11 protein-coding genes are annotated in these 12,962 nt (G+C 67.5%); 4 read left to right on the top strand and 7 right to left on the bottom strand.

Features of this window, described 5'->3' with window-relative positions; translation table 11 throughout:
* Positions 1-48: 48 nt before the first annotated feature.
* The 3 genes from EO139_RS17575 to EO139_RS17565 form a co-directional block, all read right to left on the bottom strand.
* On the bottom strand, positions 49-810 hold the full coding sequence (locus tag EO139_RS17575) for a YdcF family protein (protein WP_115676773.1): 762 nt from the start codon (positions 808-810) through the stop codon (positions 49-51).
* Positions 811-931: 121 nt separating this feature from the next.
* Entirely contained in the window at positions 932-2,059 is a 1,128-nt protein-coding gene (locus tag EO139_RS17570) for an inorganic phosphate transporter (RefSeq protein WP_104582878.1), read from the bottom strand.
* Positions 2,060-2,068: 9 nt separating this feature from the next.
* Positions 2,069-2,695, bottom strand: coding sequence for a DUF47 family protein (locus EO139_RS17565; RefSeq protein WP_104532321.1), 627 nt, complete (start codon positions 2,693-2,695; stop codon positions 2,069-2,071).
* A 274-nt stretch (positions 2,696-2,969) separates the two neighbouring features.
* On the opposite strand from EO139_RS17565, the gene EO139_RS17555 reads away from it, so the two are divergent.
* Together EO139_RS17555 and EO139_RS17550 are read left to right on the top strand one after the other, a co-directional pair.
* Positions 2,970-4,310 (top strand): hemolysin family protein, encoded by a 1,341-nt coding sequence (locus EO139_RS17555; protein WP_126971666.1) that lies wholly within the window; start codon positions 2,970-2,972, stop codon positions 4,308-4,310.
* Positions 4,294-4,965, top strand: a complete 672-nt coding sequence (locus tag EO139_RS17550; protein WP_164739903.1) for an exopolysaccharide biosynthesis protein — start codon at positions 4,294-4,296, stop codon at positions 4,963-4,965. Before EO139_RS17555 ends, EO139_RS17550 begins: the two co-directional genes overlap by 17 nt.
* A gap of 32 nt (positions 4,966-4,997) precedes the next feature.
* Here the strand turns inward: EO139_RS17550 and EO139_RS17545 are convergent, their stop codons facing one another.
* A complete protein-coding gene (locus tag EO139_RS17545) occupies positions 4,998-5,498 on the bottom strand; it encodes a pyridoxamine 5'-phosphate oxidase family protein (RefSeq protein ID WP_126942053.1) in 501 nt (166 codons plus the stop codon).
* Between the two features lie 60 nt (positions 5,499-5,558).
* Positions 5,559-6,560: an LLM class flavin-dependent oxidoreductase gene (locus EO139_RS17540; protein ID WP_104582876.1), complete on the bottom strand. Its 1,002-nt coding sequence runs from the start codon at positions 6,558-6,560 to the stop codon at positions 5,559-5,561.
* 360 nt (positions 6,561-6,920) lie between these two features.
* Here EO139_RS17540 and EO139_RS17535 point away from each other — a divergent pair, with 360 nt between their 5' ends.
* Entirely contained in the window at positions 6,921-8,330 is a 1,410-nt protein-coding gene (locus EO139_RS17535; RefSeq protein WP_164739902.1) for an MFS transporter, read from the top strand.
* 32 nt (positions 8,331-8,362) lie between these two features.
* Here EO139_RS17535 and EO139_RS17530 read toward each other — a convergent pair whose 3' ends face one another.
* Positions 8,363-10,060 (bottom strand): ABC transporter ATP-binding protein, encoded by a 1,698-nt coding sequence (locus tag EO139_RS17530; protein ID WP_126941813.1) that lies wholly within the window; start codon positions 10,058-10,060, stop codon positions 8,363-8,365.
* Positions 10,061-10,178: 118 nt separating this feature from the next.
* Positions 10,179-11,234: a serine kinase gene (locus EO139_RS17525; protein ID WP_126971663.1), complete on the bottom strand. Its 1,056-nt coding sequence runs from the start codon at positions 11,232-11,234 to the stop codon at positions 10,179-10,181.
* A gap of 156 nt (positions 11,235-11,390) precedes the next feature.
* Between EO139_RS17525 and EO139_RS17520 the strand changes: the two genes are divergently transcribed.
* The gene (locus EO139_RS17520) at positions 11,391-12,944 is read left to right on the top strand and encodes a radical SAM protein (protein ID WP_126971661.1); all 1,554 of its coding nucleotides are present in this window, start codon (positions 11,391-11,393) and stop codon (positions 12,942-12,944) included.
* The last annotated feature ends 18 nt before the right edge of the window (positions 12,945-12,962 follow it).

Here is a 12,962-nt window from a genome sequence, read left to right as displayed (position 1 = left end):
CAGCTGTTACGAATCCCCATTCCCCACTCCCCACTCCCGATTCCCAATTCACAACGCCCCAGGCGCCACAGCCCGCACATTCCACCCCAGCCACTCGTAGACCCGATAACGCGCAATGCCCAGATACTCGTGCAGGGCGACATCGGCCACGGTGAAGTTGTAGCTCTGCGGTAACCACGCCCAGGACGCGGTCAGCCAGTCCGACCGTACCGGCGTGGCATCGATGCCGAAATGGCGGAAATACAGTTCGGCGCGCCGCAGATGCGTGGCCGAGGACACCAGCACGACGCGGTCGGGGCGGTACGTGCGCAGCAGTGGCTGGCTGAACTGCGCGTTCTGCCAGGTGTTCATGCTGGACGGCTCCATGATCAGGTCGGCCTGATCGATCCCGAGCCCGATCAGCACCTTCCGGTACACCACCGCCTCGGACAGGCCCAGCCCGCGCGCATCGCCGCCACTGATCTCGATCTTGCAGTCGCCGCCGTGGGCACGGCACTGCCGGTACAGCCGCGCCGATTCGACGATGCGGCCATAGGCGAACATGTTGGACTCGGCGGTGGCGTCGGGGCCATCCGGCCGCACCGTCCCTGCGCCCAGCAGCACGATCATGTTGCGCGCGCGCCAGTCGTTGAAGTCGTTGACGCCGGTCTGCTGCAAGCCGTGCAGCATCCAGCTCGCCAACGGGCCGCAGCCCACCAGCAGCAGCAGGGCCAGCGTGGCCGCCGCCAGCGCACGCGCACTGCGCAGCCAGCGCCGGCGGCCGATCAACCAGGACAGCAGGAACAGCACGCACACCAGCGCAAGCATCATCGGCGCGTTTCCTCAGGCAGGACGCGTTGGGATATCAGGGTCGAACCGGATGCCCTGCAACCGGACGCCCTGCAGTCGGCGCGCATGCTCGCCGACCGAGGTGACCATCGCGCGACATCGCTCAGGTCCAGCCGAACCACTCGAAGCAGCGCAGGATCACATACGCCACGCCGCCCGCGGCCGGGATGGTCAGAATCCAGGCCCAGACGATGCGCTCGATCACGCCCAGCCGCAGCGAGCGCGGATTCTTGGCAAAGCCCACGCCCATGATCGCGGTGGAAATGCTGTGCGTGGTCGACACCGGCATGCCGAAATGCGCGGCCACGGTGAGCACGGTGGCCGAGCTGGTTTCCGCGGCAAAGCCGTGGATGGGATGCAGCTTGACCATCTTGTGGCCGAGCGTCTTGATGATCTTCCAGCCACCGGAAGCGGTGCCGGCGGCCATCACCACCGCACAGGTCAGCACGATCCACATCGGAATGCCGGCGCCTGCGGCCAGCCCGGTGCCCGGATGCAGGAACGACAGCCAGCCCGGCAGCTCGTCCAGTGCACCGGCCGACTGCGCACCGATCAGGGTCATGGCGATGATGCCCATGGTCTTCTGCGCGTCGTTATGGCCGTGGGCATAGCCCATGTAGGCGGCCGAGGCGATCTGCGCTTTGCCGAAGAAGGCATTGACCCAGCGCGGACGCGCCAGCCGCCCGATCGGCCCGCCCAGCCTGGCCATGCCGGCGATGATCGCCCACAGCAGCAGCATCACCACGATACCGAGCAGGAAGCCGGCGATCGGCGAGGTGATCATCGGCACGAACACCTTCCACAACAGGCCCTTGTTCTTGGCCCAGTTGCCGATGTTTTCCGACCAGATCAACGCGTTCCAGTTGTTGTGCGCGGCCGCCAGGCCGGCGCCGCACAGCCCGCCGATCAAGGCATGCGAGGACGACGACGGCAGGCCCTTCCACCAGGTGATCAGGTTCCAGATGATGCCGCCCAGCAGCGCGCACAGGATCACCTGCGGGGTGACCTCGACCACCTCGGTGTTGAGCAGGCCGGAGGCGATCGTCAGCGCCACCGCGGTGCCGGTGAGCGCGCCGATCAGGTTCATGCCGGCGGCCAGCATCACCGCCCAACCCGGCGACAGCACCTTGGTGGCGACCACGGTGGCGATGGAGTTGGCGGTGTCGTGGAAGCCGTTGATGAACTCGAACACCAACGCCGCCAGGATCACCACCAGGACTAGGGTAAGCACGCGGCGACCTCAGCTGTTCTTCAATACGATCTGGTACACCACCACCCCGGCCTCGCGGCAACGGTCGATGGCCTTTTCCAGGATCTCGAAGAATTCCTTGAGCAGGAACATCTGCAGCGTGTCCAGGCGGCCGGAATAGATGTCGCGGTACAGCTCGAGCATCAGCCGGTCGGCTTCGTTTTCCAGCATGCGCAGCTTGTCGTTGAGCGCGGTCATGCGATCGATGTTCATGTGCGGCAGGTCGGTCACCATCTCCACCACCACCGCGGCGGCCTGTTCCAGCATCGCCGCGCGCGGGGCGAAGTCGATGTGCTCCAGGTGCTTGGTGGCCAGCGAGTACCGGTCGGCGAACTTCTCGACCTGCTTGGGAATCTTGTACAGCGCCGACCCCAGCGCCTCGATGTCCTCGCGCTCGATCGGGGTCATGAAGCTGTCCACCAGCGCCTGGCCGATCTTGTCGGAGGCGGCGCGTTCGCGCAGGCGGGCCAGCTTGAAGGCGTCCAGCGCGGGTTGGCGGTCGGACGTGCGCATCATGGCGTGCAAGGCCTTGGTGCTGTCGTAGGCGGCCTGCGCCGCTTCGTTCAGGAGCGCATAGAACTGCTTGCCGGAACCGAAGATGGTCTGCAACGAGAACATGGGTGGAGAACTTCCTGCCGTCGAGGGAGAGACGGACGCCAAGCGCGAATTATGACCGTTCCATGACCTGTCTGGGTATCTCGGCGCCACAAGTGGCCTTCACATCGGCATTTCCCGGCTCGAACCACCCTGTGGTTTGCTAACATGCTCCCGCGCCCTCGGGTGCACCCTATGGAAGACGACCCTATATTCCCCCGTTGCCGCCCCGCCCTTGTGCGCGCCGGCCAACCCAATGCTCGCCCGCCCTCCCCTTCACTGACCGGGGAAGACGCCCGTGGTTGAGTTTCTGATCGTCATCGCGCTGATCCTGTTGAACGGCTTCTTCGCGATGTCGGAAATGTCCCTGATGACCTCGCGCAAGAGCCGGCTGAAGCAGATGGCCGGCTCCAGCAAGCGCGCTGCGCGCGCCCTGGCACTGGCCGAAAGCCCGGAAAACTTCCTGTCCACGGTGCAGATCGGCATTACCCTGATCGGCATCCTGACCGGCGTGTTCGGTGGCGAGGCGATCGGCGAGGCCATCAGCAGCTGGCTGCAGGGGCTGTTCCCGGCACTGTCGGCCTCGTTCGAGCTGGTCGGCAAGCCGCGCCCGTATTCGGTGGTGATCGGCAGCACGCTGGCGGTGGCGCTGATCACCTTCCTGACGCTGATCTTCGGCGAACTGGTGCCCAAGCGGCTGGCGCTGCGGAACTCCGAGGACATCGCCGGGGTGGTTGCGGTGCCGATGGCCTGGCTGGCGAAAATCGCCGCGCCCGGCGTGTGGGTGCTGGCGCGCTCGACCCGGCTGGTGCTGCGCATGCTCGGCATGGGCAAGGACGAATCGGCATCGGTGACCGAAGAGGAAATCCGCATGCTGGTGGCCGAAAGCCACGAGGCCGGCGTGATCGATGCGCACGAGCGCGACATGATGAATCGCGTGATGCGGCTGGGCGACCGCACCGCCGACAGCCTGATGACCCCGCGCAACCGCATCGCCTGGCTGGATGCCAACGCCGAGCCGGAACGCAATCTGCAGGTGATGCGCGAGCACGAATTCTCGCGCTATCCGGTCTACCGCGGCAGCGACCAGGACATCGCCGGCGTGCTGGAGGTCAAGTCGCTGGTCACGCGCATGGATGGACATGGCGCGCACCTGTTCCAGGCGCTGCGCGACACCTTGTTCGTGTCCGAGTCCACGCATGCGATGAAGCTGCTGGAGATCTTTCGCGAAGAACAGCAGTCGATGGCGCTGGTGGTGGACGAATACGGCGAGATCCGTGGACTGGTGACCATCAGCGACCTGATGGGCGCGGTGGTCGGCCGTCTGCAGGCGGTGGAAAACACCGACGAGGATGCGCTGGTGGTCACGCGCGCCGACGGCTCGCTGCTGATCGACGGGTCGCTGCCGGTGGAGGAACTGCGCGAAGTGCTGGGCGCCGAACTGCCGGAAGCCGACGAAGGCGACTATCACACGCTCGCCGGCCTGTGCATCTACTACTTCGGGCGCATTCCGCAGGCGGGCGAATTCTTCGATTGGGCCGGCTGGCGCATCGAGATCGTCGATCTGGATGGCGCGCGCGTGGACAAGCTGCTGCTGAGCCGTGTCGGCGACGAGGGCAGCGATGACATCGTCGGATAACGGCGTGCCGCCGCCGGATGCGGCCGACGGCGAGCAGATGCGCTATCGCAACGAAGGCATCCGCAGCCTGCTGGCGGCCTTCAGCGAGGGCGATCCGGCGCAGGTGTTGCGGGTACGCGAGATCCTGGCCGACCTGCAGCAGAGCGCGTTCGGCGTGTTTCTGTTCCTGGCGATCCTGCCCTCGTTCATTCCCATTCCCGGCGTGGCCGGCGGCATCAGCGGCCCGCTGACGGTGCTGATCGGGATGCAGATGCTGTGCTGCCTGCGCAAGCCGTGGGTGCCGCGTTTCATCGGCGAGCGCGGGCCGCGCCGCAGCACCAGCAAGCGTTTCGTCGCGCGGCTTGCGCCGACGCTGCAACGCCTGGACCGGCTGCTCAAGCCACGCCTGCACGGCATGCTGGACCGGATTCCGGCGCAGATGTTCACCGGCGTGCTGCTGGTGCTGGTCGGCGTCCTGCTGACGTTGCCGATCCCGTTCACCAACTACCTCTTCGGGCTGATCCTGCTGCTGTTCGCGCTGGCCCTGCTCGAGCGCGACGGCGCGCTGCTGCTGGTGGGCTGGGCCGCTGCGCTGATTTCGGTGGCGGTGTTCGGGGTCACGTCCGACCAGCTGCTGGATCTGGTGCGCGATTGGTGGCCGGCCGCCTGGCGCTGATGCGCGAGACGATCGGCCCCTGATCGTCGCCGTTACTTCAGATCCACCACACGGTTGTCGGACAGGCTGCCGGTGTCGTCGGTGACTGCCGTCATCACGAAGTACAGCGCCTTGCCCAGCAGCCCGCTCGGGCCGTCCCAGTACTCGGCCGATTCGGCACGCACGTGGATCAGGCGCAGATTGGGGTCATCCTTGCCGCCGGGGAAAAACACCTTCATTGCCGGCGACCATAGTTCATCGATCTTGGCGCGGTCATCGACCACGCGCGCGGTGCCGGCGACCGACACGTAGCTGTTCTTCGAGGCCGAGGCATAGGCCACGTTGACGCGCGGATCGGCAGCGATTTCGGCCACCTTCGGGCTGTCGGCGGCGGTGGCGAACCACAGGTCGCCATCGAATTCGACTTCCTGCGTGCCCAACGGCCGGCTCACCAGCTTGCCGTCGGCCGACACGGTCGTGAACATCGCGATGTCCACGCCGCGGATCAATTCCGCCAACTGCTTGATGCTCTCGCTGCGTTCCTGAAATTGCATGCTGGTCTTCCCAATGGAGGTGCATGCATCTGAGCGGATCGCCGCGCAAAGCGACGTGAATCACGCAGGAGTCACGTCCAGCTCGCGGCAGGCCATGGCGGCGATTTCGAACGAACGCAGGCGCGCGGCATGGTCGTAGATGTTGGCGGTGAACAGCAGCTCGTCCGGCGTATGGCGCTCGATGAACTCGGCCACGCCCCGCGCGATCTGCTCGGCATCGCCCAGCACCGTGCAGGCCAGCGCACGCTCCACGCCGGCACGTTCGTGCGGCTGCCAGAAGCTGTCGATGTCGTCGATCGGCGCGGGAATCTTGCCCGGCTTGCCGCGGCGCAGGTTGACGAAGCTTTGCTGCTGGGTGGTGAACAGGCGGCGTGCCTGTGCTTCGGTCTCCGCGGCCACCACGTTCAAGGCCAGCATCACGTGCGGCTTGGCCAACTGCGCGGACGGGCGGAACTCGCGGCGGTAGATCGCCACTGCCTCGTCCATCGCATCGGGCGCGAAGTGCGAAGCAAACGCGAACGACAGGCCCATCGCTGCGGCCAGCCGCGCACTGAACAGGCTGGAGCCCAGCAGCCATACCGGCACGTCGAGTCCGGCGCCCGGCACTGCCTGCACCAGTTGCCCCGGCACGGCGGGCGCGAAGTAGCGCAACAGCTCGGCTACGTCCTGCGGAAAATGGTCGGCGCTGTCGAAATAGCGACGCAGGGCGCGCGCGGTCGGCTGGTCGGTGCCGGGCGCGCGGCCCAGGCCCAGGTCGATGCGCTGCGGATACAGCGAGGCCAGCGTGCCGAACTGTTCGGCCACCTGCAGCGGCGCATGGTTGGGCAGCATGATGCCGCCGGCACCGACGCGGATGGTCTTGGTGCCGCCGGCCACGTGGCCGATCAGCACCGCGGTGGCGGCGCTGGCGATGCCCGGCATGTTGTGGTGCTCGGCCAGCCAGTAACGCTGGTAGCCCCAGCGCTCGGCGTGCTGGGCCAGATCGAGCATGTTGGCGAAGGCATGGGTGGTGTCGCTGCCTTCGCAGACCGGCGCCAGGTCGAGCACGGAAATGGGCGTCATCGGATGACTCCGGGGAATGAATGATGTGCAAGAGATGGGGCTGGGCAGGCGGCTTTGCCACCTGCCCAGGTGGCGCTGGGGGGATTACAGCATTCCAGTGGTCGAACAACGGGAGGATCTGCAACTGGCCATTCCCCGCTCCGTGCCCAGGCCCGCGCTTCGTTGCACCGGCACTGCACTGCACGCGCGCAGCGGCGCGCAAGCATTCGCCCCGGAGGGAGGGGCTTACGGCTACGCGCGATGGCTGTTGGTATGTTGCGCGCGTTGGCTCGCCTGCGAATGCAGTTGCCAGGCCACGAAGCATGGGCGTCGGGTGACACCGTTGCTGGCTATGATGGACACCGCACTGGCAGCGCCTGCATGACGATGGCTTCGACCGCTCCGCTTGACCCCGCTTCGGACACCCTGCACATCGCCGCGCGGATCGACCGGCTGCCGGCCAGCGCCACGCTGTGGCGGCTGGTCGGCCTGCTCGCGCTGGGCGGTTTTTTCGAGTTGTACGACCTGTTCCAGACCGCCTACATCAGCCCCGGGCTGATCCGCGACGGCATCTTTGCCAGCGGTGCCGATGGCGCATTCGGCATGTCCGACCAGGCTGCGTTTGCGGCGGCGACGTTTCTGGGGCTGTTTGTCGGAGCTGCCCTGTTGAGCCCGTTCGCCGACCGCTTCGGGCGCCGGCCGGTGTTCACCTTCGCCCTGGTCTGGTACACCGCCGCGACCGTGGCAATGGGCCTGCAGGACACCGCCACCGGCGTCATCGTGCTGCGCCTGGTGGTCGGGATCGGCCTGGGCATCGAGCTGGTCACCATCGACACCTACCTGTCCGAGCTGGTGCCGCGGCATATGCGCAGCGCCGCGTTCGCGTTTGCATTCTTCGTGCAGTTTCTGGCGGTGCCTGCAGTGGCGCTGACCGCCTGGCTGCTGGTGCCGCATGCACCGCTGGGGGTGAGCGGATGGCGCTGGGTGGTGTTGCTGAGCGGGGTATTCGCACTGGCGATCTGGTGGCTGCGCAGCCGTTTGCCGGAATCGGCGCGCTGGCTGGCAGCGCAGGGACGCCATGCCGACGCCGATGCGGTGCTGAGCCAGCTCGAAGCGCGCTGCGCGCGCGATCTGGGCGCGCCCCTGGCTGCACCGCAGTTGCCTGTCCCCTCGCCGGCCGGCGGCGTGCAGACCGCGGCGCTATGGCGGGCGCCCCATCGCGGGCGCATCGGCATGCTGGTGGTGTTCCACATCTTTCAGGCGATCGGCTTTTTCGGCTTCGGCAACTGGCTGCCGGCCCTGATCTCGGCGCAAGGCACCGGCGTGACCAGGAGCCTGGGCTATTCCTTCGCCATTTCGCTGGCCTACCCGCTGGCGCCGCTGCTGTTGCTGCGCTTTGCGCAACGCTGGGAAAACAAGTGGCAGATCACCGCATCGGCGCTGGGCGCGGTGCTGTTTGGCGTGCTGTTTTCGCAGCAGCACCAGGCAATCGGCATGGTGGTGTGCGGGGCGATGATTGCGTTCTGCAACGCCTGGATGAGCTTTGCCTATCACGGCTATCAGGCCGAGCTGTTCCCCACCGGGCTGCGCGCGCGGGCGGTGGGCTTTTGCTATTCCTTCAGCCGCCTTTCCACGGCGGTGAGCAGCGTGCTGATCGGCTGGCTGCTCGCCCAGGTCGGCAGCCATGGCGTACTGGCCTTCATCGTGGTCAGCATGTCGATCGTGGCCGGCGTGATCGCGCTGTTCGGCCCCCGCACGCGCAACCGTGCGCTGGAAGAGATTGCCGGTTGAGCGTGGTGCCGACCCAATCCAGCCAGGTGGTATTACGCGCCTGAGCTTGCAAGCGCATCACCGTGGACGGCGGGCTGCGCGGCAGGCGCAACGCCCAGGGCTACCGTGCGATCGGCCACCGCCGCCAGGCTGGTGCGATGCGAGACCACCACCAGCACGGTCTGCGGCAGGCGTTGCCGCAGCATGCACAACAGCTGCTGTTCGGCCTCTGCATCCAGTGCGCTGGTGGCCTCGTCCAGTACCGCCAGGGCCGGCTGGCGCAACAGCACCTGGGCCAGCAGCAGACGCTGCGACTCGCCGCCGGACAGCCGCCCGTCCTGGCCGTTGATCGGGCTGTCCAGGCCTTGCCCGTCGCGCCGCAGGCGCGCGCTCAGGCCGACGTCGCCCAGCACCTCCCACATGCGCGCATCGGGAGCGCCGGGCAACGCCCAGTCCAGGCACGCGCGGACCGTGCGCTGCCACGGCCGCACCCCCTGGCCGAGGTAGGCGCCATGCCGTACCAGGGCGCGATACGCGGCAAAATCCAGCCGGCGCCCGCCCATGTGCGCGGTGAACTGCGCCGGCGCAGTCTGACCCGAGAGCACGTCCATCAGGCTGCTCTTGCCGACGCCGGAGGGCCCGACCACCAGGGTCAGTTCGCCGGGCAGCAGCAGCATCGGCGCGAGATCGAGCCTGGGCAACGGCGGCGCCAGGCCGATGTGTTCCAGATGCACGGCTGCTGGCAGCGGTGCTGCCGGCGCGGCCGCCGTGTGCGCGCGCGGCGTGCCCAACTCCGCATAGCGCCGCCACAACTGCAACGCCGGCCAGGCCGAGCGCAGTTGCTGCACGCTCTGGCGGGTGCTGACCAGATACGGCAGCAGGCGCCCGAGCAGCAGGCTGACGGTGATCAGCGCAGCGCGGTCCGCGCCCTGCCAGAGGTTGGCCAGCACCAGGATGGCGGCGATTGCCGCCACCGCGGTGGCTTCGAGCAGCAGCCGGCTGCCTGCCACCAGCGCCTGCTGCTGCGCATAGCCCTGCCCCAGCCGTGCGGAAATGCGTTCGTAATGGCGCGTTTCCAGCGCTTCGCGCTGGAACGAGCGCACATGCCGCAGGCGACGCGGGAAGTCTTCGCTCAACCAGAACAGCTGCGTCATGTCGGCCACATAATCGCGGCTGATGCGCGCCTGTTTGTCGCTGCTGGAGATGCGCAGGCCCAGCCACGCCAGCCCCAGCAGCAACGGCGCCGCCATCAGTAACGCAGGCGCGATCATGACCGCGATGCAGAGGCTCACCAGGGCGGTCATGCCGGCCACCAGCAGCTGCAATGCCGCACCGAAGCCCTGGGTGGCGATTTCGATGTTGTAGGTCAGCACATTGGCGATTTCCGCCGAGCTGGCGCCGGACAGCGCAGGCAGCGGTGCATCGATCAAGGCGGCATGTACGCGCTGGCGCAGCCCGATCGCGTAGCGGCTGGTCAGCCGCGCGGCCAGCCCTGCGCCATGCCAACGCAGTGCGGCAAACACCAGGCTCACAGCCACGAACAGCGCCACCTGCATCGCCAGGGCCTGCGGTAAGGCGAGCGCGTAGCCGGCCAGGCGGACGGCGTGCCCGGGCTGCACCAGCGGCACCAGGCTGACCGCGACGAGGCTGCCGGCCAGTGCGGCAAGCAGCGATACGCCGACGTAGAGCGCGATGGTCGGCACGTCCGCCGGCACCAGCGTGCCGACGAAATCGCGCCACATCGCGCGCATGGGCCTGCGCTCTGCGGCGGCGCGTATCTCAGTCACGTGTGGGGCGCACGGTGGCATGCGGCATGCCGCATGGCGTTGACCCTGCAGACGCATGCGCGCGGCGGCCGCGCGCATGCGCTCACCGCAACACCTGCAGCAGCGCGTGCAGCGAGGCCTGCGGATGCAAACCGCGGCGCAACGTGAACATGCCGATGCGCTGCACCTGCTCGACAAAGCGCGGCCAGCCCGGTTGACCGGCCGCATACGGCTGATCGCCTGCCAGGCAATTGGCGATGCGTTCGGCCGGCATCGCCAGCAGCAACTGCGCGGGATCGCTCGCCGGCGTCGCCGACAGCATCACCACCGCAGACAACGGCAGGGGCGCGCGCGCCAGCTGCGCGCGGCCGTGGCGAATATCGATTTCGAACTTTTCCACGCCGCTGCGGCGCCGGATGGTCGGCGAGGCGCTGATCCAGGCTCGGGTCTGCGCGTCGACCAGGCCCAGCGCGCCGGCGCGCAGGTGCAGAAAGTTGGCTACGCCAGTGGTGAGCAGGCTCTCCGGCGCCACGAACACGCCGTCTTCGGCGATGAAGTCCAGGCCATGCAACAGGCTGTGCAGCGCCAGGGTCGATTTGCCGGCGCCGCTGGCACCGAGCAACAGCACGCTGCGTCCGTGCCGGCCCACGCATGCGCCATGCAGGGGCACCAGGCCCATGCCGCGCGCGGCCAGCAGGAACACGGCAAATTCGATCAGCTCATACCGCACGTGATAGGCGTGGGCGAGCATGTCGTCGGAGATCACCAGCATGGCCCGGCGCGCGGGCACCGACAGCATCAGGTAATTGCAGGCATCCATGACGCCACACAGCAGGCCGCCGCTGGCATGGGTGCGCACCGGTGGCGGTTCTGCGCCGGGTGGCGCGTGCCCGCGCGTCACCAGATCCAGCGTGACATGGAACTCCGGCGCACCCGGCAAGCGATGCGCGGGCAGGCCCGCGTAGGCGTGGTCCACCAACGCCAGCAGCGCCTCGCTGTCGCTATCGAAGTGAAACAGCGCGCCGAGGATCTGCCGGCGCACGCCATGCCGACGCGGCCGATGTTCGCCAAAGGGATCTGCTGCCGTCGCATCCGGCGTGCCGGAACGTGCGTCATCGCCCACCGGCAGGAGTTGCGCCAACGCAGCCGACTGCGGCATGCCGTTCCATCCATTGCATCGATCAGCCGGTATGTGCCGATCGGTAAGGGAAAGGTTGCCTGGCCGGCATCGACGCGCATACCCGACGCGAGCCGGCAACCGGGCGCGTATCCGCACAACCAAAGCGGCCTGCATCCGCACCTACTGCCGAGCCGAATGCCGGTGTCTGCGCACGCCACCGCTGCGTCCACCTGGCGACAGAACGAGAGCCTTGTGCAGATGCTAAAGATCCAGGTCAGTCATTCGTATTTCCTGCGTTACGACCCCAAGCAATGGGAGCGCGGCAAACCCTATCCACCGCTGGCGACGCTGCAGGTCGCGGCGCTGCTGCGTGAGCGTGGGCATGCAGTGAGCCTGTTCGACGCGATGCTGGCCGAGGACGTGCAGGAGTATGACGGCGCCTTGCACCAGGCGCAGCCGGATGTGGTGGTGTTCTACGAAGACAACTTCAACTTCCTCACCAAGATGTGCCTGAGCCGGATGCGCGAGGCCGCCTGCCGCATGATCGCGCAGGCACGTGCCGCCGGTTGCCGCGTGCTGGTCGCCGGCTCCGATGCGTCCGACAACCCGGACGTGTTCCTGGACGCCGGCGCGCATGCGGTGCTGGTCGGCGAAGGGATCGCACCGCTGCTTACGCTGATGGAACGGCTGGAAGCCGATCCGGACATCGACGGCGACGCCTGGCTGGCCGGCGTGGCACGTCTCGCCACAACGCAACCTGCCGCCACGCGCGTGCATCCGGGCGCGCAACCACCGGACGCGCGACTGAGCGGCCTGCCGGCCTGGGACCTGGTCGACATGCCGCGCTATCGGCGTTTCTGGCAGCAACGGCACGGCTATTTCAGCCTGAACATGGCCGCTTCGCGGGGCTGCCCGTTTCGCTGCAACTGGTGCGCCAAACCGATCTGGGGCAACCACTACAAGCGCCGCGCTGCGGACGACGTGGCTGCCGAAATGATCCATCTCAAGCGCAGCTTCCAGCCCGATCACCTGTGGATGGCCGATGACATCTTCGGCTTCCATATCGATTGGGTGGAAACCTTTGCGCAGCGCCTGAGCGAGGCCGATGGCGCGATCCCGTTCACCATCCAGACCCGTGCCGACCTGGCCAGCGAGCGCATGGCCGCTGCGCTTGCGCGCGCCGGCTGCGCCGAGGCCTGGCTGGGTGCCGAAAGCGGCAGCCAGCGCATCCTGGACAGGATGACCAAGGGCACCGAGGTTGGCGAGGTGATCGCCGCACGCCAGCGCCTGGGCGCACATGGCATCCGCGTGGGTTTCTTCATTCAACTCGGCTACCTGGGCGAAGAACTCGAAGACATCCTGGCCACGCGCGCACTGGTGACGCAGGCCAACCCGGACATCATCGGCGTCAGCGTGTCCTACCCGCTGCCCGGCACCAAGTTCTACGAGGAAGTGAAGAACCAGCTGGGCGGCAAGACCCATTGGCAGGACAGCGACGACCTGGCGATGATGTTCCATGGCGCCTACGACTCGGAGTTCTACCGCAGCGTGCGCGACCTGCTGCACACCCAGGTCGACCTGCAGCAGGCGCGTGCCACGCTGGGCGCCGATGCGTTTGCACAGGCCTCGCAGACGCTGGAAGCGCGCTGGTCCGCCTTGATCGCCAGCGAACGGCAGCACCGCACCGCGCCGCTTGCCGGCGCTGCCGAACGCCAACCGCGCCAGTTGGCCAGCGTGCTGGTCGGCTAGCGCGCAACGCGCCGATCT

Origin of the sequence: Xanthomonas sp. BRIP62411 (genome assembly GCF_003993525.1) — a bacterium.
GTDB classification, from domain to species: Bacteria; Pseudomonadota; Gammaproteobacteria; order Xanthomonadales; family Xanthomonadaceae; genus Xanthomonas; species Xanthomonas euroxanthea.
Note: the sequence above shows the minus strand (reverse complement) of the source record. Positions and strands in the feature narration are given on the sequence as shown.

Coding starts and splice junctions, on each gene's coding strand:
- EO139_RS17540 (WP_104582876.1), bottom strand. CDS start 6,560: ATGACGCCCATTTCCGTGCTCGACCTGGCGCCGGTCTGCGAAGGCAGC.
- EO139_RS17535 (WP_164739902.1), top strand. CDS start 6,921: ATGACGATGGCTTCGACCGCTCCGCTTGACCCCGCTTCGGACACCCTG.
- EO139_RS17520 (WP_126971661.1), top strand. CDS start 11,391: ATGCCGGTGTCTGCGCACGCCACCGCTGCGTCCACCTGGCGACAGAAC.
- EO139_RS17565 (WP_104532321.1), bottom strand. CDS start 2,695: ATGTTCTCGTTGCAGACCATCTTCGGTTCCGGCAAGCAGTTCTATGCG.
- EO139_RS17550 (WP_164739903.1), top strand. CDS start 4,294: ATGACATCGTCGGATAACGGCGTGCCGCCGCCGGATGCGGCCGACGGC.
- EO139_RS17525 (WP_126971663.1), bottom strand. CDS start 11,234: ATGCCGCAGTCGGCTGCGTTGGCGCAACTCCTGCCGGTGGGCGATGAC.
- EO139_RS17545 (WP_126942053.1), bottom strand. CDS start 5,498: ATGCAATTTCAGGAACGCAGCGAGAGCATCAAGCAGTTGGCGGAATTG.
- EO139_RS17530 (WP_126941813.1), bottom strand. CDS start 10,060: ATGCGCGCGATGTGGCGCGATTTCGTCGGCACGCTGGTGCCGGCGGAC.
- EO139_RS17575 (WP_115676773.1), bottom strand. CDS start 810: ATGATGCTTGCGCTGGTGTGCGTGCTGTTCCTGCTGTCCTGGTTGATC.